The organism is Rhizobium sp. No.120, from assembly GCF_054558365.1.
In genome coordinates this window covers 123,378-146,560 of the sequence record NZ_BAAJNQ010000005.1, presented here as the reverse complement: position 1 = coordinate 146,560, position 23,183 = coordinate 123,378, and the positions used below count along the sequence as shown (strand labels likewise).

21 protein-coding genes and 1 pseudogene are annotated in these 23,183 nt (G+C 59.3%); 10 read left to right on the top strand and 12 right to left on the bottom strand.

The window, feature by feature from the left end; translation table 11 throughout:
* Positions 1-139: 139 nt before the first annotated feature.
* The 6 genes from ACYJRZ_RS17260 to ACYJRZ_RS17235 are packed head-to-tail and all read right to left on the bottom strand — an operon-like array spanning position 140 to position 7,374.
* Positions 140-1,432 (bottom strand): amidohydrolase family protein, encoded by a 1,293-nt coding sequence (locus ACYJRZ_RS17260; RefSeq protein ID WP_459460881.1) that lies wholly within the window; start codon positions 1,430-1,432, stop codon positions 140-142.
* A 15-nt stretch (positions 1,433-1,447) separates the two neighbouring features.
* Positions 1,448-2,389 carry an ABC transporter permease gene (locus ACYJRZ_RS17255; RefSeq protein ID WP_459460879.1) on the bottom strand — a complete coding sequence of 314 codons (942 nt, stop codon included), beginning with the start codon at positions 2,387-2,389 and terminating at the stop codon, positions 1,448-1,450.
* Complete coding sequence (locus tag ACYJRZ_RS17250) at positions 2,386-3,435, bottom strand: ABC transporter permease (protein ID WP_459460877.1); 1,050 nt, start codon at positions 3,433-3,435, stop codon at positions 2,386-2,388. Before ACYJRZ_RS17250 ends, ACYJRZ_RS17255 begins: the two co-directional genes overlap by 4 nt.
* A complete protein-coding gene (locus tag ACYJRZ_RS17245; protein ID WP_459460875.1) occupies positions 3,425-4,951 on the bottom strand; it encodes an ABC transporter ATP-binding protein in 1,527 nt (508 codons plus the stop codon). The genes ACYJRZ_RS17250 and ACYJRZ_RS17245 overlap by 11 nt, the downstream gene beginning before the upstream one ends.
* Positions 4,948-6,372, bottom strand: a complete 1,425-nt coding sequence (locus ACYJRZ_RS17240; protein WP_459460874.1) for an amidase — start codon at positions 6,370-6,372, stop codon at positions 4,948-4,950. The genes ACYJRZ_RS17245 and ACYJRZ_RS17240 overlap by 4 nt, the downstream gene beginning before the upstream one ends.
* 15 nt (positions 6,373-6,387) lie before the next feature.
* Positions 6,388-7,374 carry a BMP family protein gene (locus ACYJRZ_RS17235; RefSeq protein ID WP_459460872.1) on the bottom strand — a complete coding sequence of 329 codons (987 nt, stop codon included), beginning with the start codon at positions 7,372-7,374 and terminating at the stop codon, positions 6,388-6,390.
* 346 nt (positions 7,375-7,720) lie between these two features.
* Between ACYJRZ_RS17235 and ACYJRZ_RS17230 the strand changes: the two genes are divergently transcribed.
* From ACYJRZ_RS17230 to ACYJRZ_RS17215, 4 genes are all read left to right on the top strand, one after another.
* On the top strand, positions 7,721-7,927 hold the full coding sequence (locus ACYJRZ_RS17230; protein WP_015342748.1) for a KTSC domain-containing protein: 207 nt from the start codon (positions 7,721-7,723) through the stop codon (positions 7,925-7,927).
* A 164-nt stretch (positions 7,928-8,091) separates the two neighbouring features.
* Positions 8,092-9,402: an MFS transporter gene (locus tag ACYJRZ_RS17225; protein WP_459460870.1), complete on the top strand. Its 1,311-nt coding sequence runs from the start codon at positions 8,092-8,094 to the stop codon at positions 9,400-9,402.
* A 267-nt stretch (positions 9,403-9,669) separates the two neighbouring features.
* Entirely contained in the window at positions 9,670-10,383 is a 714-nt protein-coding gene (locus ACYJRZ_RS17220) for a FadR/GntR family transcriptional regulator (RefSeq protein WP_459461265.1), read from the top strand.
* Between the two features lie 82 nt (positions 10,384-10,465).
* Positions 10,466-11,389, top strand: coding sequence for a dihydrodipicolinate synthase family protein (locus tag ACYJRZ_RS17215; RefSeq protein WP_459460868.1), 924 nt, complete (start codon positions 10,466-10,468; stop codon positions 11,387-11,389).
* 42 nt (positions 11,390-11,431) lie between these two features.
* Here ACYJRZ_RS17215 and ACYJRZ_RS17210 read toward each other — a convergent pair whose 3' ends face one another.
* The 5 genes and pseudogenes from ACYJRZ_RS17210 to ACYJRZ_RS17190 all read right to left on the bottom strand — a co-directional run.
* Positions 11,432-12,214 (bottom strand): L,D-transpeptidase, encoded by a 783-nt coding sequence (locus ACYJRZ_RS17210; RefSeq protein WP_459460866.1) that lies wholly within the window; start codon positions 12,212-12,214, stop codon positions 11,432-11,434.
* A gap of 298 nt (positions 12,215-12,512) precedes the next feature.
* Positions 12,513-12,818, bottom strand: coding sequence for a hypothetical protein (locus ACYJRZ_RS17205; protein ID WP_459461264.1), 306 nt, complete (start codon positions 12,816-12,818; stop codon positions 12,513-12,515).
* A 615-nt stretch (positions 12,819-13,433) separates the two neighbouring features.
* Positions 13,434-14,660 carry an alpha-D-ribose 1-methylphosphonate 5-triphosphate diphosphatase gene (locus ACYJRZ_RS17200; RefSeq protein ID WP_459460864.1) on the bottom strand — a complete coding sequence of 409 codons (1,227 nt, stop codon included), beginning with the start codon at positions 14,658-14,660 and terminating at the stop codon, positions 13,434-13,436.
* A gap of 181 nt (positions 14,661-14,841) precedes the next feature.
* Complete coding sequence (locus ACYJRZ_RS17195) at positions 14,842-15,405, bottom strand: cytochrome b (protein WP_459460862.1); 564 nt, start codon at positions 15,403-15,405, stop codon at positions 14,842-14,844.
* 322 nt (positions 15,406-15,727) lie between these two features.
* Positions 15,728-16,012 (bottom strand): annotated as a pseudogene (locus ACYJRZ_RS17190) (helix-turn-helix transcriptional regulator); the annotation flags it as partial.
* Between the two features lie 69 nt (positions 16,013-16,081).
* Between ACYJRZ_RS17190 and ACYJRZ_RS17185 the strand changes: the two are divergent.
* The 6 genes from ACYJRZ_RS17185 to mnhG are packed head-to-tail and all read left to right on the top strand — an operon-like array spanning position 16,082 to position 22,085.
* Positions 16,082-19,003 carry a monovalent cation/H+ antiporter subunit A gene (locus tag ACYJRZ_RS17185; RefSeq protein ID WP_459461263.1) on the top strand — a complete coding sequence of 974 codons (2,922 nt, stop codon included), beginning with the start codon at positions 16,082-16,084 and terminating at the stop codon, positions 19,001-19,003.
* Complete coding sequence (locus tag ACYJRZ_RS17180) at positions 19,003-19,341, top strand: Na+/H+ antiporter subunit C (RefSeq protein ID WP_459460860.1); 339 nt, start codon at positions 19,003-19,005, stop codon at positions 19,339-19,341. The genes ACYJRZ_RS17185 and ACYJRZ_RS17180 overlap by 1 nt, the downstream gene beginning before the upstream one ends.
* Positions 19,338-20,948, top strand: coding sequence for a monovalent cation/H+ antiporter subunit D (locus ACYJRZ_RS17175; RefSeq protein WP_459460858.1), 1,611 nt, complete (start codon positions 19,338-19,340; stop codon positions 20,946-20,948). The genes ACYJRZ_RS17180 and ACYJRZ_RS17175 overlap by 4 nt, the downstream gene beginning before the upstream one ends.
* Entirely contained in the window at positions 20,948-21,424 is a 477-nt protein-coding gene (locus ACYJRZ_RS17170) for a Na+/H+ antiporter subunit E (protein WP_459460856.1), read from the top strand. Before ACYJRZ_RS17175 ends, ACYJRZ_RS17170 begins: the two co-directional genes overlap by 1 nt.
* On the top strand, positions 21,421-21,702 hold the full coding sequence (locus ACYJRZ_RS17165; protein WP_459460854.1) for a K+/H+ antiporter subunit F: 282 nt from the start codon (positions 21,421-21,423) through the stop codon (positions 21,700-21,702). Before ACYJRZ_RS17170 ends, ACYJRZ_RS17165 begins: the two co-directional genes overlap by 4 nt.
* Positions 21,699-22,085 (top strand): monovalent cation/H(+) antiporter subunit G, encoded by a 387-nt coding sequence (mnhG, locus tag ACYJRZ_RS17160; protein ID WP_459460852.1) that lies wholly within the window; start codon positions 21,699-21,701, stop codon positions 22,083-22,085. Before ACYJRZ_RS17165 ends, mnhG begins: the two co-directional genes overlap by 4 nt.
* Positions 22,086-22,143: 58 nt before the next feature.
* On the opposite strand, the gene ACYJRZ_RS17155 is transcribed toward mnhG, so the two are convergent.
* Entirely contained in the window at positions 22,144-22,680 is a 537-nt protein-coding gene (locus ACYJRZ_RS17155; protein WP_459460850.1) for a GNAT family N-acetyltransferase, read from the bottom strand.
* Positions 22,681-23,183 lie beyond the last annotated feature (503 nt).

Genomic DNA, 23,183 nt, shown 5'->3' with positions numbered 1-23,183 from the left:
AAGGGAAGCAGGTGATCTGTGGGAATTTCACGAAGCCCATCGGTTCGGGATCAAGCAATATGAGTGTTGTGAGATCCCGCTTTGCGGTAAGCGAGCTCCAAGCCAAGAACTGCGTGGTTGTGGCTCAGGAGGTGGTCTGTTAGCCCCTCAAAGGCACGTAATCGAGCCCGCCATCGATTTGTGAAGGCCGGCCATCGAGAAAAAGCTCACCGACGCGCGGGGCGGAACGAGCGATGATCTTGCCGCGCTTGATGACGGCGAGACGATTGGGCTTCAGGCGCAGCGCCTCCAGCGTGTCGACGGCCTGCAACATGACGAAATCGGCATTGCAACCCTTCTCCAGGCCATAGCCTTCAAGGCCGAGCGTCTTGGCGGAGTTGACGGTGAGTGCGTCGAAGATCTTCTTCTTGTCTTCGACACCCGCCATCTGCGCCACATGGATCGCCATATGACCGACCTCCAGCATGTCGCCGGAGCCCATCGAATACCAGGGGTCCATCACGCAATCATGGCCGAAGGAGACGTTGAGCCCGGCATCCATCAGTTCGCGCACACGGGTCATGCCGCGGCGCTTGGGATAGGTGTCGTGCCGGCCCTGCAGCATGATATTGATCAGCGGATTGGGAATGACGTTGATCCTTGCTTCCGCCATCAGGGGGATGAGCTTGGAGACGTAGTAATTGTCCATCGAATGCATCGAGGTCAGGTGCGAGCCGGCGACGCGGCCCTGCAGCCCGAAGCGGACCGTCTCTGCCGCCAGCGTCTCGATGTGACGCGACATCGGATCGTCGGTTTCATCGCAATGCATGTCGACGGGAAGGCCGCGATCGGCTGCGATCCTACAAAGCGCCTCGACCGAAGCTCTGCCCTCATCCATGGTGCGCTCGAAATGCGGAATGCCGCCAACGATATCGACGCCCATGTCGAGCGCGCGCGCGAGGGAAGCCACGCCGTCCTTGGCGCGATAATAGCCATCCTGCGGGAAGGCGACGAGCTGCAGGTCGATATAGGGCTTGACCCTGTCCTTCACCTCCAGAAGCGCCTCGGCCGTCACCAGCTTCGGATCGGAAGTGTCCACATGGCTGCGAATAAACAGCAGTCCTTGCGTGACGGCGAGATCGCAGTAGCGCAGCGCGCGATCGACAAGCTCTTCCTTCGTTACGATCGGGCGCAATTCTCCCCAAAGCGCGATACCCTCCAGAAGCGTGCCGGAAACGTTCATGCGCGGCAGGCCGAGCGAAAGCGTGGCATCCATATGGAAATGCGGATCGACGAAGGGGGGGCTCACCAGCCGGTCAGTCGCATCGATCTCTTCCTTCGCCTCTGCCGCGATCGAGGCTTCGATTGCTGCGATGTTGCCATCCTTGACCGCGATGTCGATGCGCTTGCGGCCATCGGGCAGATTGGCATTGCGAATGATCAGATCGAACATGGAACGCTCCTCGGATTATCTTTCGCCACGGCGATAGGGTTGCATCAGCGCCTGCGGTACGCGGGCGCGCCTGCTCATGATGGCAAGGGCAACGATGGACAGGATATAGGGTGTCATCAGGAAGAGCTGATAAGGGACACCCTGAACTGCGGTCTGCAGGCGCAGCTGAAATGCATCGAAGAAGGCGAAGAGGAGGGCGCCGAACAGCGCCCGGCCCGGCCGCCAGGATGAAAAGACGACCAGCGCGATGCAGATCCATCCGCGGCCCTGCACCATCGTCGGGAAGAAGCTGTTGAAGGCGGAAAGCGTCAGGAAAGCGCCGCCCATGCCCATCAATGCGCTACCGGCGATGATGGCGCCATAGCGGATCCTCATGGGGTTGAGGCCTTGTGCTTCGGCCGCGTGTGGATTTTCGCCGGTCATGCGGATCGCAAGCCCGACCGGCGTGCGGAAGATGAGGTAGGCTATGATCAGCGCTACCAGGATCGCGAGATAGGTCGGGGCGGTCTGCGTGAAGAGAGCGGGGCCGATGAAGGGCAGCGTGGAAAGCCCGGGAATGGCGATCGGCTGGAACGGCGTGATGGTCGGCGGCGTCCCGGCGATCGGAACGATCAGCCGGAAGACGTAGTAACTGAAGCTGGACGCGAAGAGCGTGACGCCGAGGCCGGAAACATGCTGCGACAGGCCTAGTGTCACCGTCAGGGCCGAATGCAGAAGACCGAAAATGCCGCCAGCGATTGCCGCAATTAGAAGGCCGGTCCATAAATCCGCACCGTGATAGACGGAGAGCCAGCCGATCATCGCACCGAAGGTCATGATGCCCTCGATGCCGAGGTTGAGAACGCCGGCCCGCTCGCAAAGAAGCGCGCCGAGCGTGCCGAAGATTAGCGGCGTGGCGATCCGCAGCACCGCGGCCCAAAGCCCGGCCGATGCAATGATGTCGACCAGCGTGCTCATCGGCGGATCCTGTATTGCGTGAAGAACAAGGCGATCAGCATGGTCAACAGCGACAGGGCGACCGTGACGTCGGCAATGTACGTGGGAATGCCGAGGCTGCGGCTCATGCCGTCGGCACCGACGAACATTGTCGCGGTAAAGATCGCTGCGAGGACAACCCCAAGCGGGTTGAGGTTCGCAAGCATCGCAACGACGATGCCGGAATAGCCGAAGCCGGGGGACAGATCGGTCGTGACATAGCCTTTGACACCCATGACTTCGATGGCGCCGGCAAGGCCGGCAAGCCCGCCCGAAAGACAGGCGACCTTGACGAGGGTCGAGCCGAGGCGAACGCCGGCAAAAACGGCGCCTGACGGATTGAGGCCTGCCGCCAGCGACTGCATGCCGAAAACGGTGCGCGACTGAACGAAATAAACGATCGCAGCAATGACGATCGCAATTGCAAAACCGATATGAAGACGCGATCGGGCAATCAGCTTCGGCAGCATGGCGTGATCGACAAGGGCCTGGGATTGTGGCCAGCCGAATGCCGTCGGATCCTTCAGCACACCGTCGATCAGCATGGAGACGAAGAGAACGGCGATGAAGTTCAGAATAAGGCTGGTGACGACCTCGTCGACGGAAAAGCGCAGCCGCAGCCATAGTGGCACGAGGATCAGGATCATGCCGGCAATGGCGCCGATCGCCATCAATAGCGGAATAACGATCGGGCCGGGCAGGCCGGCGAGCATCTTCGAGCCGAAGGCGGCGACGGCAATGGCACCGAAATAGAATTGCCCTTCGGCGCCGATGTTCCAGAGGCGGGCACGAAAGGCAACGGCCGCAGCAAGCCCCGTCAGGATCAGTGGCGTCGCACGCGTCAGCGTCTCGGTTGTCGAAAGTCGCGACCCGAAGGCGCCAAGCAGGATTCTGCGATAGGCTTCAAGCACGGGCGCGCCCGCGATTGCAATCAGGATGCCGGCCAAGGCGAGTGCCGCGACGATTGCGAGCAGAGGGGCAAGGGCCATCATGTAGAGTGGGCGGTGTTCGCGCCGTTCAAATCGCATTGTCGGCTCCGCTCTTCTCTTTCCATTCCCCCGCCATCATCAGTCCCAGCAGGCGCGCATCGGCCTTATCGGCATCGATAGGCGCCGAAAGGCGTCCGCCGACGATTGCCTGGATGCGATCGGCCAATGCAATGACCTCGTCCAGATCCTCCGAGATCAGGAGAACGGCGGTGCCTTGCTGGCGCGCTTCCAGAATGCGTCCGTGAACGGCGGCCACAGCACCTTCGTCCAGCCCGCGTGCTGGCTGGGCGGCTATCAGGATTCGTGGTCGCTCATGGAGATTGCGACCGAGGATCAGCTTCTGCATATTGCCGCCCGATAATAGCCGGGTGCGGGTTGCAGCATTACCGCCGCGCACATCGAATGCCTGGATGATCTCCTGCGCAAATGCCATGCCGGCACCTTTGTCGACGAGGCCATGCTTCGAATAGGAAGGCAGGCGCTCGAGCACGGCATTTTCCCAGATCGCCATTTCGCCGATCGCACCATCACGGTTTCGGTCTTCCGGAATGCGTCCGATGCCGGCATCGATAATCGCGGCAACGTCGAGATCGCCGACAGGCTTTCCGAACAGAAGAAGCTCGCCGGAGGAACGGTTCGACGTGCCGGACAGGATTTGCCCCAAGGTCGCCTGCCCGTTGCCCGATACTCCGATGATCCCCAGAACCTCGCCGGCCCGGACATGAAAACTGATCTTTTTCAGCCGTTCGACGCCACCGGTCTTGACGGTGATATCGCGAGCTTCGAGAGCGATGGCGCCCGGCGTCGAGGCTTCGCGGGTTGGGCGCGTGACACGATGTCCGACCATCAACTCCGCAAGCTCGGCCTTGCTTGTTTGGGATGCCTGCCTTTTGGCTGCAACCTTGCCACCGCGCAGGACGACGATACGATCGGCCGTTGCCATGACTTCATCGAGCTTGTGCGAAATGAAGATCAAGGACAGGCCTTGTGCTGCCATCTGCTTCAGCGTCGAGAATAGTTTCTCGGCCTCGATCTGCGTCAGAACGGCGGTCGGCTCGTCGAGGATGAGGATGCGCGCATCATTGTAGAGGGCTTTCAGGATTTCCACCCGCTGCTGCTCGCCGACGGAGAGATCGCCAAGGCGCGCATCGGGATCAACTTTCAGGCCGAAGCGCTCGGAGATAGCCAGGAGCTTGTTTCGGGCCGCATCCGTTTGAGACTTGAGTGACCAAAGTCCCTCCGTGCCCGTCATGATGTTTTCGAGCACCGTCAGGTTCGGCGCCAACGAGAAATGCTGATGCACCATGCCGACACCAGCCCGGATTGCCGCGCGCGGCTTGCCGTGCGGCAATTCTATATTGTCGATCAGGATGCGGCCGGTATCGGGCACATAGTGCCCGAAGAGGATGCTCATCAATGTCGTCTTGCCAGCGCCGTTTTCTCCGAGCAGGGCAACGATTTCGCCCTTTGCCAAGGACAGCGAGATATCGTCATTGGCAATCGTGCTGCCGAAGCGTTTGCTGACACCTTCAATGGAGAGGACAGGAATGATCATGCCGGAAAGCCTGCAATCGGGAAGCGGTGCTGCCAACGTTGCTCGGCCTCGAGCACGGATGCAAGCTGCAGCAACAGCTTATCCTCACCCATGGGTGCCATCAGCTGGACCGGCAGCGGCAATCCTTCAGCATCCTCTCCAAACGGGCCTGTAATCGCCGGAAAGCCGGATATGTTGGCGAGCGCGGCAAGAGGGGCAAAGGATGTCATGCGCTCGAGGTGCAATTGAGTGTCCGAATGATCCGTTGGAAAGGACCCGATGGGTGGCGGTGCTGTGGCGAGCATCGGCATGACGATGACATCGACCCTGTCGAAGACATCCCACAGAGTGCGGCTTGCCCTGACGGCGCCATTGAGGGAGTTCCAAAGGGCGGTTGCGGGCATGGCGCGTCCGCGCATGATGAAGGCTTGTGTCATCGCCTCTGCAAGGCGCATGTCGAGTTCGAGATCGTCAATCAGGCTGGCGATATTGACGGAGATGATATCGCCAAAAGCGCGGCTGCTGGCTTGAACGGCACTTTCCATCTCATCCCAACGGATGGATACCAGCTCGTTTCCCTGGCTTTCCAGGAAACTGGCTGCTGCTTCCACCGCTTGGGCCCGATCTGGTTCGATTGCGTAACGCTGGCCGGTGTCTGCAAGGAATCCGACGCGAAGCTTACCCGTCTTGGCCGGGAGTTGAGCGATATCCGCGAACGGTCCTCGCGTTCGACCTCGCACGGCATCGAAGATCGCTGCGGTGTCGCGTACCGAGCGGGTGACGGCCAGTTCGCTGGCGATGCCGCCGAGATGATTGCCGAATGAAGGGCCGGCGGGCACGGCGCCGCGTGTCGGCTTCATTCCGACAAGGCCGCAGCAAGCGGCCGGCACGCGGATCGAGCCGCCCGCATCCGTCGCATGCGCGATCGCCACGATACCGGCGGCGACTGCGGCCGCGGCACCACCCGACGAGCCGCCGGCGGTTCTGTCTTGGTCCAGGGGATTTCGGCAGATCGGACCGATTACCGGTTCGGACGCGAGTGAGAAGCCGAATTCCGGACTGGTGCTCAAGCCGAAGGCGCAGAGACCGGCATCGCGAAAGCGCTCTGCCAAATCGCTGTCCGTGCCTTGACCGGCGCGGGCGAACAAGCGAGAGCCCGCCGTTATCGGCAGTCCCGGGAAGGGGCCGCCGAGATCCTTGGCGATCGTCGGAACGCCGGCAAAGGCGCGCTGCGCAAAGCGCTCGGGATGCTCCGATGCCTCCTGATCCAGGGCGTGCGCTGCCGCAAGCCCGGCTTCAGGATTGACATAGGTAATGGCGCCAAGCTCATCTTTCATGGCGCAGGCGGCAAGTGCCGCCTGCATGGCATCCACACAGGTAAGCTTGCCGGACTTGATGGCGCCGGCCAGCTCTGTGGCATCGGCGAATGACGGGCTGGTCATGATCGAGCCGAAGAACTACTTCGGCTGATCCGCGACCTTGGGCACTTCGAAGGTGCCGGCCTTGATGTCGGCACGAACCTTCTCCATTGCAGCTTCCGCTTCTGCCGGTGCGACGCCTTTCACATAGATGATATCACTGCCGCCTTCCTTCATCAGGCCATAGGCCGTGTAGTTGCGGCCGACCGGCTTGCCGGCGGCAACATCAGCAATCGCCGCATTGAGAATGGGACGAAAGTACCACATGGCATTGGCAAAGACGGTATCGGGATAGCGCGGCGTGTAGTCGATCAGCGATCCTACCGACTTGATGTGACGTTCCTTGGCGGCGTCCGCAGTGCCGATGCGCTCACCGAAGAGCACGTCGGCCCCGGCGTCGATCTGCGCGAGACCGGCTTCGCGCGCCTTCGGCGGGTCAAAGAAGGTGCCGATGAAGGAGACGAGATGCTTGCAGTCGGGATTGACCGCTTTGACGCCGGCGGCAAAGGCATTGATCAGCATATTGACTTCGGGGATCGGGATGGCGCCGACGGAGCCGACGACATTCGACTTGGTCATCTTGCCCGCCAGCATGCCGGCAAGATAGGCGCCGTCATAGTTCCAGGTGCCGAAGACGCCGAAATTGCTGCCGGCAGGCTCGCCGCTGGAGCCGAGCACGAAAGCCGTATCCGGGTAGTCGGCAGCAACCTGGCGTGCTTCCTTCTCTACAGCATAGGCCTCGCCGATAATCAGCTTGTTGCCCTGTTCGGCATATTCGCGCATGGCACGCGGATAATCCGTGCCCGAAACGCCTTCGGAAAAGACATATTCAATAACGCCTTCCTTGGCTGCATCCTGAAGTGCCTTGTGAAGACAGGAATTCCACGCGTTTTCGACCGGCGAGGCGTGAATCCCCGCCACCTTGAGCGGCGCGGCTGCACGGGCGGCCGGCGCGAGAGCGCTGACGCCGAGCGCTATGCCCGATGCAATCACGGCGCGGCGTGACAGTATGATTTCATTGGTCATTTTTAGTTCCCCAGCTTTTTGATCAATTGGTAAAAATCATATGAGGGGGCTAAAAATGTGTCAAGCGATCCGGGTGCTCAAATAATATGCGGCGCGGCCGATATCCGCTTATCATCGGTGGCTCCCAGAAGCCGGCACGATCGCTATTCATCGCTTCATGCCTCTGTCGGCGATCCGAGCGCGGAGTTCGCAATTCTTTATCCGGATAGCGCCTTGCCGAAGGATAGTTAAGCTGCTGGGCGCAATCGATAAAATCGTTCGATGCAACTCTATCTTTAATTAACTAGGTCGCTTCACCCAATATTTCGCTTTTCATGCGACAAAGCCGGCAGAGGTAAGGTGACCCATGCAAGAGCTTCCAGTTTCGTCAAAAATCATCAAATCAGTCTATTTCCGCCCGGATGACGGACGGCTTTATATTCGCTTCAAGAATGGTGAGGAACGTCAATTCACCGGCGTTCCGCAAAAGGCAGCGATTGCCATGGTAAAGGCGCCATCGCCCGGCCAGCACTATATCGAGCATATTCGCACCAAATTCGAGCGCGTTGCCTGAAGCGCGAATTGCGGCGAAATCGGCATTTTTTGCTTTGAAGACCCGCTCGCTTGTTTTCCGCTGCGAGTTTCATCGGCGGAATGAGGTTTATGTTTCGCTGCATTGATAAACACTAAGTTGCGCTATCTATATCACTCATAACCACCTTTCAGGGAGGAAGATGCGTGATTGATGAAAAGCAGCTTATTTCCAAGATCACCTGGAGGCTTATGCCTTTTCTGGGTATCCTCTATCTGATCGCCTATATCGATCGTCAGAATGTCAGTTACGCCAAGCTCGATATGGTCGGCGCGCTCGGCATGAGCGAATACGCCTATGGTCTTGGCGCTTCTCTGTTCTTTATCGGCTATTTCATCTTCGAGGTGCCGAGCAACCTGCTTCTCGACAGGTTCGGAGCCAGCAGGTGGTTTGCACGTATTCTGATCTCATGGGGAGCGGTGACGGTCGCGCTTGCCTATACGCAGAATGCGACCATGTTCTACATTCTCCGATTCCTGCTCGGCGCCTGCGAAGCCGGTTTCTTTCCCGGAGTGCTCTATCTGCTGACCCTCTGGTATCCTTCGGCCTATCGCGGCAGGATGGTCGGGCTTTTCATGATCTTCAGCGCCTTTGCCAATGCGATCGGTGCACCGCTCGGCGGTGTGCTGCTGGATTTGAATGGGCTCTATGGTATTGCCGGCTGGCAATGGGTCTTCCTGGTGACCGGCATTCCCGCCATCCTTGCCGGTTTCATAACGCTGTTTTATTTGCCGGACCTGCCGTCCAAGGCGACGTTCCTCGACGATACGGAAAAGAAATGGCTGAAGGACCGGCTCGCGGTGGAAAATTCGGGCATGGAGCAGAACGCCGCCGATGGCTTCAAGGCGCTGATCAACCCGCGCGTACTGCTGATGGCGCTTTGCTATATCGGTTTCCCGCTTGCCGCTTACGGTCTCAGCTATTGGCTGCCGACCATCGTCAAGAATTTCGGTGTCAGCAACACGACGAACGGCTTCCTAAACATCATTCCATGGCTTCTCGTTGCAATCGCTCTTTATGCTGTGCCGACGGCGGCGGACAAGGTAGAATCGAAGACACCCTATATCGTCATTCCCGCGCTGGTCGGTGCCGTAAGCTTGGTTCTGTCAGCCGTTATTCCGGACCATACGCTGCAGTTTGTTTTCCTCTCCATCGCGGCAGCTGGCATATTCGCGGGCCAGCCGGTGTTCTGGAGCCTGCCGTCGCGCTTCCTCCAAGGAGCGGGGGCTGCCGCCGGCCTTGCTGCGATCAATTCCGTTGGCAATCTTGGCGGCTTCATCGCTCAGAACGTCGTGCCCTGGATCAAGGATGCGACGGGAAGCACGATCACACCGATGTTCTTCCTTGCGGCCTGCCTGCTGGCAGCAGCACTTTTGGTTCTGGTGGTGGGGCGAATGGTGCCGCGCACGCCACGGCCGGAAGATCTTGGCAATTCGGGCGCAGCACGCGCGAAATGATTGCGCTCACGCGAGCCAATACACTCTTCAAATGAAAGGGACGGCCTGATGGCCGCCCTAATTTTTACGTGACTGATGATAGCGAGCTTACGCAAAGGCGTAGGCACCATCCAGACGCTTGGGCACGCGCCGCTGCCAATATAGCCTTCCTCTTCCAGGGCCTTCTCATCAATCTTTGCGCTCCATATTATCAGATAATTACAAGAGTTGACATATTTTTACAGATTTGATAGCTCCGTCGTTGAGCGGCATTCACAGAGGACGATGATGAAACTCTCCGTCGCCAACGATTCCGGCGTGAGCGCGACGCGCTTCGGCGACATCATCTATGAGAGGATCGTCGCGATGATCGCGGATGGAACCTTTCCGGTGAACGAGCGGTTGCCGGCGGAAGCCAAGCTTGCGGAAATGTTCGGGGCGTCCCGGCCCGTCGTGCGCGACGCTCTGGAGCGGCTGCGAGCGGACGGTTTGATCGTTTCGCGCAAGGGGTCGGGTTCCTATGTGCGCCAAAGGCCGGATTCTTCAGTCCTCAAAATGGTGCCTGTAGGATCGCTGGCCGACGTGCAGCGCTTTTTCGAATTTCGCGCCGGGCTCGAGGCGGAAGCCGCCGAGCTTGCGGCGCGCAACTGGCAGCCTGATGACAAGGATCGGATCATGGCGGCGCTGCAGAAGATCGAAGAGTGTCTTCGCGAGGGACGCCTTGGTGCTGAAGAGGATCAGGAGCTGCATAATGCCATTGCGATCGCGACCGGCAATCAGTTCCATATCACTGCCCGCGAATTGTTTCGGCCGCATTTTGCCATCGGTCACTCGGTGACCCGCAGCCTCAGTCTCAAGCGGACGCCCGAGCAGATCCGCAGTGTGCAGGATGAGCATGCCGTGATCGTGCAGGCGATCTTCGAGCGGCGGGAGACCGAAGCGCACGATGCAATGAAACGACACATCTTGAATGCACGGGCCCGCATGTTCCGGGGCGTTTAAGATATTGGATGAGGTAAGGCGAGGCGATCGGCTTTTGGAAGCTTCATTGCTTGCGCCACGAGGGATGACGAAGGATGGAACTATGAGCATTGAAACCATGCGGCAGGCGTTGACCGGCGTCTCCGGCGTCCCGGTCACGGCCTATGATGCAAGTGGCGAAGTGGAACCGCGCGTGACCGCTCAGGTCTACGCGCGCGTGGCCGCTGCCGGCATTCACAACATCGTTGCGGCGGGGAATACCGGCGAGTTCTATGCGCTCACGCCGCAAGAAATCCGCCGCGTCCACGAAGCTGCGATTTTCGGTGTCGACGGCAAGGCGCCGGTGACGGCGGCGATTGGCCGCTCATTGCGTGAGGCGATCCAGATGGCTAGGGATGCTGCCTCGATCGGCGCCTCCGCCGTCATGTCGCATCAACCGGTGGATCCATTCGCCGCTCCCGCCTCGCAGATCGACTATTTCCGCGATCTGGCGGAGGCCTCGCCCCTGCCGCTCGTGGCCTATGTCCGCGCCGAGGGCTTCAGCGTTGGCGACATGGTTCGCCTGGCCGGCCACGGCAACATTGTCGGCATCAAGTTTGCGACGACGGATCTGATGCTGCTTTCGCGGGCGATCGCGAGTTCCGATCCAAAGGGCGCGCTGTTCGTCTGCGGTCTGGCCGAAAGCTGGGCTCCGACATTTGCGGCGGCCGGCGCAAGGGGCTTCACCTCAGGCCTCGTCAATGTTGCGCCAAAGCTATCGCTTGCCGTTCACGCGGCTTTGGAGAAGGGTGATTTCGCCTCCGCCCGCGCCATCGTCAACAAGCTTGAGCCCTTCGAACGCATGCGCACGAAGTTCCGCAACGGAACAAACGTTACCGTCGTCAAGGAGGCCGTTACCTATTCCGGCCTCAATGTCGGTCCTGTCCGCGTTCCGGGCGTGCCACGCCTTGATGAGAAGGATCGCGAAGAATTGTTCGCTTTGCTGCGCGGATGGCGGGAAGCGGATGAGCTTTCCTCCAGCGGATAACAGCCCTTCGTGAGCCGAATTGGCACGGCGCCAAAGGCGCAATCAGAGCACGACAACCTTCGCTCCCACGTTGACCCGGCTATAAAGATCCATCACATCCGGATTTGCCATGCGGATGCAGCCGGAAGATACGGCCTTGCCGATCGAGTTGGGCTCATTGGTGCCATGGATGCGGTAAAGGGTGGAGCCGAGATAGAGCGCTCTTGCCCCAAGGGGATTATTGAGGCCGCCTTCCATGTGATCGGGTAATTCCGGCCGACGGGCGATCATTTCCTTGGGCGGCGTCCAATCCGGCCACTCTGCTTTGCGGCTGACCGTTTCCGTGCCCTTCCAGGCAAAGCCCTGCTTGCCGACACCGATGCCGTATTTGAGTGCGGTCCCATCATTCTGAACCAGATAGAGACGTTTTTCCTTCGTGGAGATCACGATCGTGCCGGGTTCGTAGCCGGAGAAGGGCACCACCGTGCGCGGGATCGGCGATCGCGCCATGGCGGCACGCCGGTCATCCTTGACGCCGGGGTTGAATTGCGGAGAAGTCTCGCGCGGATCGATCGAAGCCTGCCGCGGCAAGCGCCGGGGAGGGGGCGGAAAATCGCCATCCTCGTCATCATAATAGCCATAAGCGTCGCCGTGATAGTAATAGCTATCGTCGAGACGCCGATCGTCGCGATAGCGCGGCGGCGCTTCGCGAAAATACCGCGGCGCCGCATAGCCATCGCCTGGGTCGCCATAATCCGGCAAGTATCTCCATTCCTGTGCATGTGCAGCGGCGCTTGCCATCAGCACGGCCACTGCGGGCAAAAGAACCAGTCTCATAATCTTCATATCACAACCATATTTTCCAAAATCACAGCCCACGAGGGCGCGTAGCCTGCGCCGACAATTTCGGAAACGGCAGGCGTAATTGTGGCAAAACGGCTGAAAATCTAGCAATCAGGTGCCGGATTCTGTCGATAACGAAGACGGTTCGGTAGTTTTGAAAGCACGTGCAAATCCCTGCAAGCTGATGAGCGGAATCGCCGATATCACTATGGTACAACTGGCAGGCGGGATCCGATGATGCCCTGGAGCTACCAAGATACCATTGTTTGCCATCCAATCCTGCGACTGCCGGCTTGAGTCGCTAAATCCCTGCCCCGTCGAGTTGCTCAGCGTCATCGCCCTCCCAGGGTGAGGGCATTGAGGCCCGATTGAGATTGGCTGAGGGAAGCGGCATCCAGCACTTCAATTCTGGCTCGGCATATTCGATGATGCACCCCGGCGCAGAGTCGGAAGCGCGCCAGCCTTCCGACCCAAAGCGATCTCCACTCGACCAATAGGCAAGATCGACTTCTGCCGGCCCCTGTTCGGAGGGGCGGATTGTAACGAGAATTCTGCTCCCGTCCTTTGGCGCAGTTGCCATTTGGCGCCAGCGATCTGGTTCGTGCATCATTATTCCTCCTGCCTCGCTCCAGGTGGCAAGTGTCGCTTCACCATTGAAAACGGTCAACTCAAACTTTGCGCAATCCAGCCTCTATCGATTGATCCTGGATCGAAACAGATCCCGATTTTCAGCAATTGATGAGAGCAACCACTGCCATTGTTTTGACGGACATGTGTCTCTTTTTGTCGGAGAGAGCAGCGTTTGGCGCTACCTTACGGATGGGCAACGCATCGCCGGAGATAAGGGATAGCAGCTCAGATAATTCGAGCTTTTCGGCCGTGGCCAAGCTCGCGGCCGGAATCCATTTGAGCGAACGCCTTGATATTTTCGGAACCAGCGGCCGACTCCTGCGTAGACTTCGGTGACGAGCTTTACGGCTCCTAGTGGGGCGCAGAGCTTTGCATCGCATCGGTGCCCAGGAGGGCGGATTTCATCGTATGACGATCCCTGGAGTAACGTCGAGAGGAGGCCGCATGTCCAGATACACACCTCTGGTGCTGTTCTTCATCTGCGCGGGATTGCTGACTTGCATGATCGGTGTCGGTTTAGCCTCCCTTCTTCAATGAATGAGACCCTCCGGGCGCGAAAAACGGCCTGCATGACGCAGTGCTTTGATGCCCGCTAATGACCAGCGGCGATAGCCCGATAGGCTTCGCGACCCGCGACCCAGGTGCGCCTGACGACGGGTACATCACCCTCCGGCCATTCGACGAGGATGAGATCGGCTCGGTTGCCGACCTTGATCGTACCACGATCATGGAGACCCGATGCTCGTGCGGGATTGCCGGAGACCAGCGGCCATAGATCCTGCAACTGCCCCACGCCATCCGCTTTCAGGCGTGCAAGGCCGAGGAGCATGGCGGGATAATAATAATCCGAGGCGAGGATATCGCAGAGACCTTCGCGGATCATGTCGGCCGCGCCGATCGACGCGAGATGACTGCCGCCGCGCGTCGCATTTGGCGCGCCGAAGACGATAAAATCGCCCGCGTCTCTGGCAGCGCGCGCCACGCGACGGTTCATGGGGAATTCGCAGATACGTGCGCCGCGTGCGCGATAGAAATCACGTGTCTCGATCTGGCTGTCGTCATGCGAAAGCATCGGAGCGCCGGCAGCCTCGCCAAGTGCTGAGACCTCGTTGATGGCGGCCAGGACTTGCGGCCGGCGCTCCCACATGGCGCGTGCCATGGCGATCATGTCCGCGACCGGCAGCTTTGCCCTCTTTGCGCGTTCGGCCATCTTGTCCGCGAAGACCGGTGAGCCAGGATCAAGGGCAGGGAAATTCGGATCGAGATCGAACGGCCGCTCCTGCAGCGATACCGCGGGATCAAGCAGCAGCATCGATGTGTGGTCGTTAAACGCAATGGAGGGCCGGTGAGAACCTGACAACGCGTCGCGAATGAGGTCGATTGCCTCAAAGCAAAATGTTTCCCAGCGCAATTGTACCCGGTTGTCGACCATCAACCTTGAAGCCAGCTTATCGAGAGAAGAAACCACCGCACGGCCGTTTTCAACGGAGCGCAGCCCCGGCTCCCAGCTCAAGGTCAGCGCGTGGAAGGCTGTGGCGATGCCATTGGCAGCAAGCTGGCGGTCCGTTTCGAGAAGCGCCGGCGCAACCGGCAGCATCGTGCCCGGGCGCGGCATGAGCTGTCGTTCGAAAGCGTCGCCGTGGACATCGACAAAGGCAGGCCCGAGAAGGTGACCGCGCCCGTCGATAACCTCGGCTCCGTCGCGGGCACCGTCGATATCAGTGATGCGTCCCTCTTCGATCCGTACCGATGCAGGCTCCAGGCGGTCGCCGAAGACAACGGTGGCGCCCTCAATGATGATGGGAGAATTGTGATGCATGGCGGGCCTGTTTCGCAAAATGAAGAGGGCGGGAATCATACCCGTTTGCGGCTAATTTCCAGCACGTGCTTCTAGTGACACGATATGACAGATTTGAGAACGCTATTGCCAAATCTCCCACCCGAAATGGCTGCCGACGCCCATCGTAGTCTAGACAATGGATATCGACACTATCGATAATTCAAAGTCCGAGCATTCTCTGCAACACTTCGTCCCTCCGAATGAAATGGTGCCAGAGGGCTGCCAATACATGCAGGCTGACAAGAACATAGAGGCAGTAAGCACCGTATTCGTGGATCTGCGCAGCGATTCTTTCCAGGCCGCCGTTGGGCAGCAGCAGGTTGGGCCATTGGAAGAGACCGAACCATGGCAGATCATGCCCACCAGCAGCGGAGGTGGTGTAGCCGGCAAGCGGCATCAAGATCATCAGAGCGTAAAGCAGAATGTGTGCGCCGCGCGCTGCGTAGTGGCTAAAGACGTCTAGCGGACGCCGATAGGCGGGTTCACCAAACGAAAGCCTCAGCGGCAGCCTCACGGCGATGAGGACAAGCGCAGTCATGCCGAGCGATTTATGTACATCGAGGAGGGCGCGGCGTAGGGGCACGCCGGGCGTGAGATAAGAACAATAGAGACCGATGAGGAGTGCGGAAATGATGATGACAGCCATTAGCCAATGCAGGAGCCGCTGCGATGGCCGGTAGCGGACTGTTGGAACCGTGGTTGATGCTTCGCTGGTGATGGACATATGTTTCTCCGGTCGTTTTGGGGTACGGCGCGGATGCGGTGATCGGCGTGAATGTGGCTGATTTGAGGGCCTATTCATTCACCTTCTTGCGAGCAGAGTCGGATCGACAACCGGCCAGGCTTCCCAGGCCGCTAGATGGGTTGTCCGTTGCGTCGTATAGAACAGGCTTGCCGCCTGACGCTTTGCTCGTGCTAGATGTCGGTCGTCGATCCTATCGGTCTGCTTTCGGAGGGAGGATCTGGCCCCTGTCGCCGGTGGTAGACAGGATCTCGCAACTCTCGGCATGCGACGGCGCTTGACCTTCCGTGACGAGAGCCTTGGGACAGATGCCGATCTCATGCCCCTGGATCCGGAAGAAGGCGACGCCTCCGGTCTCGAGCGCCAATCTCAATTGCGCTTCCGTCGCCCGATGCAGGCTGTGCCGATTACCCTCGTAATCGCGGATGGTGCTGCGCGACACGCCGGAACGCTCCGCAAGGTCCATTTGCGTCCAATCGAGGAAGCCGCGGGCCGCCCGGCAGAGCGCTGGTGTCAAAATCATCGCCATCTTACCTTGACGCAGGGTTCGAAGCTGCCCATATTGGGCGATATCTGTCATATAGGGCATAATCTAGCGGATTTCCAGGGGTTTTGCCGACTGGTGCAATCCTGCCAAGCGAAGGAACGACGTTTTGGGATAACGAGCGAGCCCATTTTTATTCTAGCACTTTTGGCTCTACCGTTTGTCGGAAGTCTTCTTTCCGTATGTTTGTTACGCACGCAGTCGCGGCGCGGGCCGGCATGGATTGCCGGGATCATCACGTTTCTGGCGCTCTTAATTTGCGCTAGCTTCTATCCCGCCGTGATGGACGGTGGCGTAGTGCGCTACAGCATAGAGTGGTTGCCGCAGCTGGGGCTTAACTTCAGTCTCAGGCTGGATGGATTTGCCTGGCTGTTTTCGCTTGTCATCACTGCCATCGGCTTTCTCGTCATCGTCTATGCCCGCTATTACATGTCGGAGGAGGACCCGGTTCCGCGCTTCTTCTCCTTCCTGCTTGCCTTCATGGGCGCGATGCTCGGCATCGTCCTGTCAGGCAATGTCATTCTGCTCTCGATATTCTGGGAACTGACGAGCATCTTCTCATTCCTGCTCATCAGCTATTGGCACAATTCGGCTGCCGCTCGCGATGGTGCCCGCATGGCGCTGACGATCACGGGGATCGGTGGGTTCTGCCTGCTGATCGGGCTAATCCTGCTCGGCCATATCGTCGGCAGCTATGATCTGGACAAGATCCTGGCATCGGGCGATATCATCCGCAACCATCCGCTCTATCTGCCTGCGCTGATCCTCATCCTGCTCGGTGCGCTGACGAAGAGCGCGCAATTCCCGTTCCATTTCTGGCTTCCGAATGCGATGGCGGCGCCGACGCCCGTCTCGGCCTATCTGCATTCCGCCACCCTGGTGAAGGCCGGCGTTTTCCTGCTGGCGCGCTTCTGGCCGGTTCTCGCCGGCACTAACGAGTGGTTTTATATCGTCGGTGCCGCCGGCATCATCACGCTGGTGCTCGGCGCCTATTTCGCGATGTTCCAGCAGGATCTCAAAGGGCTGCTCGCCTATTCCACGATCAGCCATCTCGGCCTCATCACCACCTTGCTCAGCCTCGGCAGCCCGCTTGCGACAGTCGCCGCCATCTTCCACATGCTGAACCATGCGACTTTCAAGGCCTCGCTATTCATGGCGGCCGGCATTATCGATCATGAGACCGGCACGCGCGACATGCGCCGTCTGAGCGGTCTGTTCCGCTATATGCCGTTCACGGGAGCGCTTGCGATCGTTGCGAGTGCCGCCATGGCCGGTGTTCCGCTGCTCAATGGTTTCCTGTCGAAGGAAATGTTCTTCGCCGAAGCGATCGAAACCCATGCGGATTCCATCCTCGATCGCATGCTTCCCTATGTGGCGACGCTGGCAAGCGCCTTCAGCGTTGCCTATTCGCTGCGCTTCATTCAGACGGTGTTCTTCGGGCCGGCGCCGACCGATCTGCCGATCGCCAAGCCGCACGAGCCGCCGCGCTGGATGCGCTTCCCGATCGAGCTTCTGGTCGTGGTATGCCTAGTCGTCGGCATCGTTCCGGCGCTTTCGGTGGCTCCTTTCCTGCATGCGGCTGTGGTCAGCGTTCTCAATGCCGATACGCCGCAATACAGCCTCTCGCTCTGGCATGGCTTCAATTTGCCGCTCGTGATGAGCATCGTCGCATTGGTCGGCGGCACGGTATTCTATTTCACCTTCAAGGATTACTTTTCCCGATGCGACGACGGTCCGCCTATCTTCCGACGCTTGAAGGGGCAGCGCATCTTCGAACGGGTGCTGGTCGAGGTTTCCTGGCATTGGGCCAGAACCGCCGAAAAGCGGATCGGCACGCGCAAGCTGCAGCCGCAGCTTCGCTGGGTCGTTGTGATGGGGTTCGCCGCCGGTCTGCTGCCGCTTTATCTGTCCGGTTTCGAAGCCAAGCACTTTTCCTTCCTGGGCGCCGACCCAGTCTTCGCCGCAGTCTGGGCGATTGGTATTTGCCTGGCGATTGGCACCGCCTTCTTTGCAAAATATCACCGGCTTGCCGCCTTGGTGATGCTGGGCGGCGTCGGCTTGATCGTCTGCATGACGTTCATCTGGCTGTCGGCGCCGGATCTCGCGATCACCCAGCTTCTCGTTGAGATTGTTACGACGGTTCTCATCCTGCTGGGTTTGCGCTGGCTGCCGAAGCGGACCGAAGGGATCGACGATACGGTCGATTTGCGCGCCCGTTTCCGCCGCTTCCGCGATCTGGCTCTGGCTGTCATCTGCGGCGTCGGCATGATGTTCATTTCCTATGCCGTCATGACCATGCCGGTACCTGACGCTATCGCGAATTATTTCCTGGAGAATGCCTATTCGAAGGGCGGCGGCCGCAACGTCGTCAACGTCATCCTCGTGGATTTCCGAGGCTTCGATACGCTGGGCGAAATCGCCGTTCTCGGCGTCGTCGCTTTAACGGTCTATGCGCTGCTGCGTCGTTTCCGCCCGGCACCCGACAGCATGGAGATGCCGGAGCAGCAGCGGATCCAGAATCGTTTCGACGAGGAACGGCCGGAGCGCTCGGCCGGAGATACCGTGCGCGACTACCTGCTGGTACCCTCCGTCATTATGCAGTGGATGTTCCCCTTCGTGATCGCCCTGTCGGTCTATATTTTCATGCGGGGGCATGATGCGCCGGGGGGCGGCTTTTCTGCTGGCCTGACGCTCTCGATCGCCTTCCTGCTGCAATATCTGGCCGGTGGCACGCGCTGGGCGGAGGATCGCATCCGCATCCTGCCGCTCCGTTGGATGGGCGCCGGGCTTTTGATCGCGACGGCGACGGGCATCGGCGCCTGGTTCTTCGGCTATCCATTCCTCACCTCGCACTTCCAATATTTAGACCTGCCGCTGATCGGCAAAGTGCCGGCGGCAAGCGCGCTGCTCTTCGATCTCGGCGTTTTCCTGCTCGTTGTGGGATCCACCGTTCTGATCCTCGTCGCACTTGCGCACCAGTCGATCCGTATCAACCGCTTGCGGGCGCTTGATGCCGACAAGGTAAAGGGGGGCTGATGGAACTCATCTTGTCCATTGCGGTTGGTGTGATGACCGCTTGCGGCGTTTGGCTGATTCTACGCCCGCGCACCTACCAAGTCATCATCGGACTGTCGCTGCTTTCCTATGCCGTCAACCTCTTCATCTTCGGTGTCGGCGGCGTAAAGACGAATGTGCCGCCGCTGCTTAGCGATGACACGGCAACGCAGGCTCTGGCAGATCCGGTGCCGCAGGCTCTGGTGCTGACTGCGATCGTTATCGGCTTTGCGACAACAGCCCTGTTCCTGGTCGTGCTGCTTGCATCGCGCGGCCTGACCGGTACGGACCACGTCGACGGACGGAGTGACCGGAAATGACGAGCTGGTCGCATCATCTCATCATCGCTCCGATCCTTGTTCCCCTTGTCGCGGGTGCGCTGCTCGTGTTCATTGATGAGCGTTCACGTACGCTGAAGGCGCTCATCAGTCTCGTTGCAGCGCTGTTGCTGGTGGGCATTGCGCTTGCGCTCTTCCGTGCAGAAGGTGCATCACCCTGTCAGGAGCGTGCCTACCTGCTGGGAAACTGGAGCGCACCCTTTGGTATCGTGCTCGTGCTCGACGGCTTGTCGGCACTCATGTTGCTGCTGACATCCATAGTCGCCGTTGCCGCGTTGATATTCTCGCTGGCGCGTTGGCATGCGGTCGGTGCGCATTTTCACACCATGTTCCAGCTGCTGTTGATGGGCGTCAACGGCGCGTTCCTGACTGGCGATCTCTTCAACCTCTTCGTCTTCTTCGAGGTCATGCTGGCGGCATCCTATGGCCTCCTGTTGCATGGTTCCGGACCGCTGCGCGTCAAGGCGGGCATGCATTACATAGCCGTCAACCTCGCAGCCGCGTTGCTCTTCCTCATCGGCGTCAGCCTGATCTATGGCACGACGGGAACGCTGAACATGGCGGATCTTGCCGTGCGCATCCCAGAAATGTCGGCAGATCGCCGCATGTTGATGCAGGCCGGCGCCGGCGTGCTTGGCATCGCATTCCTCATCAAGGCGGGCATGTGGCCGCTCTGCTTCTGGCTGCCGACAGCCTATAGCGCGGCTTCGGCGCCGGTTGCGGGCATATTCGCGATCCTCAGCAAGCTCGGCATCTATGTCATCCTGCGGCTGACCATGCTCCTGTTCAGCGCCGGCCCTTCTGCGGGCTTCGGCGCGATCGTGCTTCTCTATGGAGGGATGGCAACGCTGATCTTCGGAACGGTCGGCGTGCTGGCGTCGCAGGCGCTTGGGCGGCTCGCCGGTTTTTCGGTTCTGGTCTCATCCGGTACGCTGCTGATGGTGATCGGTATCAATGATGGCTCGATCTCGTCCGGCGCGCTGATGTACCTCGTCAGCTCGACGCTGACGATCAGCGCATTCTTCATGCTGATCGAACTCGTGGAGCGCGGACAGGATGCCGGCGCCAGCGTTCTCGCCGTTACCATGGAGGCCTATGGTGATGCCGAGGATAAGGAGTCGGCCGAAGAGGATGGCGTAACCATGCCCGGCACCATGGCAATGCTCGGCATCTGCTTTGCCGCTTGCGGCATCCTGTTGGCAGGCCTGCCGCCTCTGTCCGGCTTCGTCTCCAAGTTCACCATGCTCTCGGCCATGATGGGGACCGGCGCGATCGGCGTTCCGCCGAGCGCTGCGGTCTGGACGTTGATCCTGCTCGTCATTCTTTCAGGCATTGCCGCTCTGATCGCCATGACGCGCGCCGGCATACGCGCATTCTGGAGTTCGCTCGAGGGCACTGTTCCCCGCGTCCTCGTCATCGAGATCGTCCCGGTCATGAGCCTGCTCGCATTGACGCTGGCGCTGACCATCTGGGCAGGACCGGTCATGCAGTACATGGATGCGACTATCCGCACGCTTAGGGATCACAACATCTATGTCGATGCTGTCCGTAATGCCGTGGTCTCGCCAGCAAAAACGGGAGGCCTGTGATGTTGCCTTATCCGCTTTTGACACTCAGCCTGATCCTTATGTGGCTGCTGCTGAACGGCTTCTCGCTTGGTCAGCTTATCCTAGGTATCATCGTCGCGGTCTTTGCGTCCTGGGGCATGGCATCGCTGCGACCCGAAAAGCCGCGGCTGCGGAAATGGTATCTGCTGCCCAAGCTCTTCTTCCGGGTCGTTTTCGATGTCGTGAAATCGAACGTCCAGGTGGCCTGGATTATCCTGAGAGGGCGTTCGCATAAGACGACGCCGGGTTTTGTGGTTCTTCAGCTCAAGGTGCGGGATCAAATCCCGCTGGCGCTGCTTGCGGTTATCCTGACCAGCACGCCGGGTTCAGCGTGGCTGGAATATGATTCTAACGACAACACGGTGCTGCTGCATGTCCTCGATCTCGAGAACGAGGCGCAATGGCGCCAAACGGTCTCCAATCGTTATGAAAGCCTGCTGATGGAGATTTTCGCATGAGCGCCATGATCATCCAGATGTCCGTTACGATTGCGCAGCTGATGATCGTGGCAGCGATGGCGATCGCCTCTATCCGCATGTTCCGGGGACCGCGCGCGCAAGATCGCATTATTGCGCTCGATACGCTTTATGTGAATGCCATGCTGCTGCTGTTGACTTTTGGCATCGGCACTGGTCGCGTCGTTTATTTCGAAGCCGCACTCGTCATCGGTATGCTGGGCTTTGTCGCAACGGTTGCATTGGCAAAATTCCTGATGCGCGGGGAGGTGATCGAATGAGCGCCTCATTTGAAAACATGCCGCTATGGGCGGCGGTCCCGGTCGGTGCACTTCTCGTGATCGGCGCTTTCCTGACGCTCGTCGGCGCCATCGGGTTCTTAAGGCTTGGAACATTCTACGAGCGCATTCACGCGCCGACATTGGGTACGAGCGGCGGCATCGGCGCGATCATGATCGCATCGACGATCTTCTTTTCGACGGCGACGCGATCCCTCGTCATTCATGAACTGCTGATCGGTATCTTCATAACGGTGACGACCCCGATCACCTTCATGCTGCTCGCCCGCGCGGCCCTGCATCGCGATCGTGCCGAGCAGAACGGCAATGTTCCGCCCAAGCAATCGCCTCCGGAGACATCGGCCGAGAGTATCGGTCATAGGTGACCAAGCAATACGGCCGCATAAAGATGCGGCGCTGCGTCATATAATGGGTTCGCGGCAATTAACGCTCAAGCATATAGCAGCACTGGATGATGGTTTCGCGGCGTGCTCGCGAAAAGAGTTCCCTGTAGCCAGCTCGACGGAAACCCAGTTTGGTCAGCACCCGTCCCGAGGCGGGGTTGTCGGATGCATGACCGGATTCGAGCTTGGACAAGTCGATCGTTTGGAAGGAGAAGGCGATCAAGGCCTGTGCTGCCTCGAAGGCATAGCCCTTTCCCCAAGCTTGCCTTTCCAGCCAATAGCCGAGGCTCCCCTTGCTGTCGGCAATGCCATCAACGTCCACGATGCCGATCATTCTTTCCTCTTGTTCGATGGCGAAACGATAGGCGGAGCCTTCGGCCCATTCGCGCTCATGGCTGGAAAACCAATCTCTGATATCGTTTTCGTTCGGTGGATATGAGGCGTTGCTCAGCATGCGTGTCACGGCCCAGTCGCTCTGGATTTCGAAGGCGCGTATTGCGGCGAGGGTCGATGTAGGACGCAGGCGGAGGCGTGCCGTCTCGATGGAGGAGCGCGGGATCAGTCTTGTTGTCCTCATGGAAAGTGTCTTAACTGATAGAGAGGTATCGATGTGCGGTGAGGTTTCATAGACTACTATCTACGCGCGAGATCTTAATGGGAAGCAATTTTGTTAGGCTGCCATTTTTTAGCGCTAGTCAATATATTGCCGCAATGGGCGCGCAAAAGCGCCGCCTCTTGCGGGCCTGACCCGCAGGAATATGGGACCGGCCGTGAGAGCGTTCCGTTTACGAGGGGCGAACCCCCTTTCGCGGTCCGGTCCTTTAATCGCCGCTTCTTTCCGTATATCCCTGCCGATCATATGGGCCATACGCTGACGCCGCACACATTGCCTTCATCGACGCCTCTCCCAGTATACGCGCCTATGACGTCTTTGCCGATTGTTTCCAAAACGTCTGCTCAATCATATCCACCATATCCGCATTGAAGATGCGGCATACGAACATGAGAGCTTCGATCAAGATGCTGCAGCAAGGTTCATGTTCGATCCATATGGCGAACTGACGAAGGTGCCCGGAGAAG

Coding starts and splice junctions, on each gene's coding strand:
- ACYJRZ_RS17260 (WP_459460881.1), bottom strand. CDS start 1,432: ATGTTCGATCTGATCATTCGCAATGCCAATCTGCCCGATGGCCGCAAG.
- ACYJRZ_RS17255 (WP_459460879.1), bottom strand. CDS start 2,389: ATGAGCACGCTGGTCGACATCATTGCATCGGCCGGGCTTTGGGCCGCG.
- ACYJRZ_RS17250 (WP_459460877.1), bottom strand. CDS start 3,435: ATGCGATTTGAACGGCGCGAACACCGCCCACTCTACATGATGGCCCTT.
- ACYJRZ_RS17245 (WP_459460875.1), bottom strand. CDS start 4,951: ATGATCATTCCTGTCCTCTCCATTGAAGGTGTCAGCAAACGCTTCGGC.
- ACYJRZ_RS17240 (WP_459460874.1), bottom strand. CDS start 6,372: ATGACCAGCCCGTCATTCGCCGATGCCACAGAGCTGGCCGGCGCCATC.
- ACYJRZ_RS17235 (WP_459460872.1), bottom strand. CDS start 7,374: ATGACCAATGAAATCATACTGTCACGCCGCGCCGTGATTGCATCGGGC.
- ACYJRZ_RS17230 (WP_015342748.1), top strand. CDS start 7,721: ATGCAAGAGCTTCCAGTTTCGTCAAAAATCATCAAATCAGTCTATTTC.
- ACYJRZ_RS17220 (WP_459461265.1), top strand. CDS start 9,670: ATGAAACTCTCCGTCGCCAACGATTCCGGCGTGAGCGCGACGCGCTTC.
- ACYJRZ_RS17215 (WP_459460868.1), top strand. CDS start 10,466: ATGAGCATTGAAACCATGCGGCAGGCGTTGACCGGCGTCTCCGGCGTC.
- ACYJRZ_RS17210 (WP_459460866.1), bottom strand. CDS start 12,214: ATGAAGATTATGAGACTGGTTCTTTTGCCCGCAGTGGCCGTGCTGATG.
- ACYJRZ_RS17205 (WP_459461264.1), bottom strand. CDS start 12,818: ATGCACGAACCAGATCGCTGGCGCCAAATGGCAACTGCGCCAAAGGAC.
- ACYJRZ_RS17200 (WP_459460864.1), bottom strand. CDS start 14,660: ATGCATCACAATTCTCCCATCATCATTGAGGGCGCCACCGTTGTCTTC.
- ACYJRZ_RS17195 (WP_459460862.1), bottom strand. CDS start 15,405: ATGTCCATCACCAGCGAAGCATCAACCACGGTTCCAACAGTCCGCTAC.
- ACYJRZ_RS17180 (WP_459460860.1), top strand. CDS start 19,003: ATGGAACTCATCTTGTCCATTGCGGTTGGTGTGATGACCGCTTGCGGC.
- ACYJRZ_RS17175 (WP_459460858.1), top strand. CDS start 19,338: ATGACGAGCTGGTCGCATCATCTCATCATCGCTCCGATCCTTGTTCCC.
- ACYJRZ_RS17170 (WP_459460856.1), top strand. CDS start 20,948: ATGTTGCCTTATCCGCTTTTGACACTCAGCCTGATCCTTATGTGGCTG.
- ACYJRZ_RS17165 (WP_459460854.1), top strand. CDS start 21,421: ATGAGCGCCATGATCATCCAGATGTCCGTTACGATTGCGCAGCTGATG.
- mnhG (WP_459460852.1), top strand. CDS start 21,699: ATGAGCGCCTCATTTGAAAACATGCCGCTATGGGCGGCGGTCCCGGTC.
- ACYJRZ_RS17155 (WP_459460850.1), bottom strand. CDS start 22,680: ATGAGGACAACAAGACTGATCCCGCGCTCCTCCATCGAGACGGCACGC.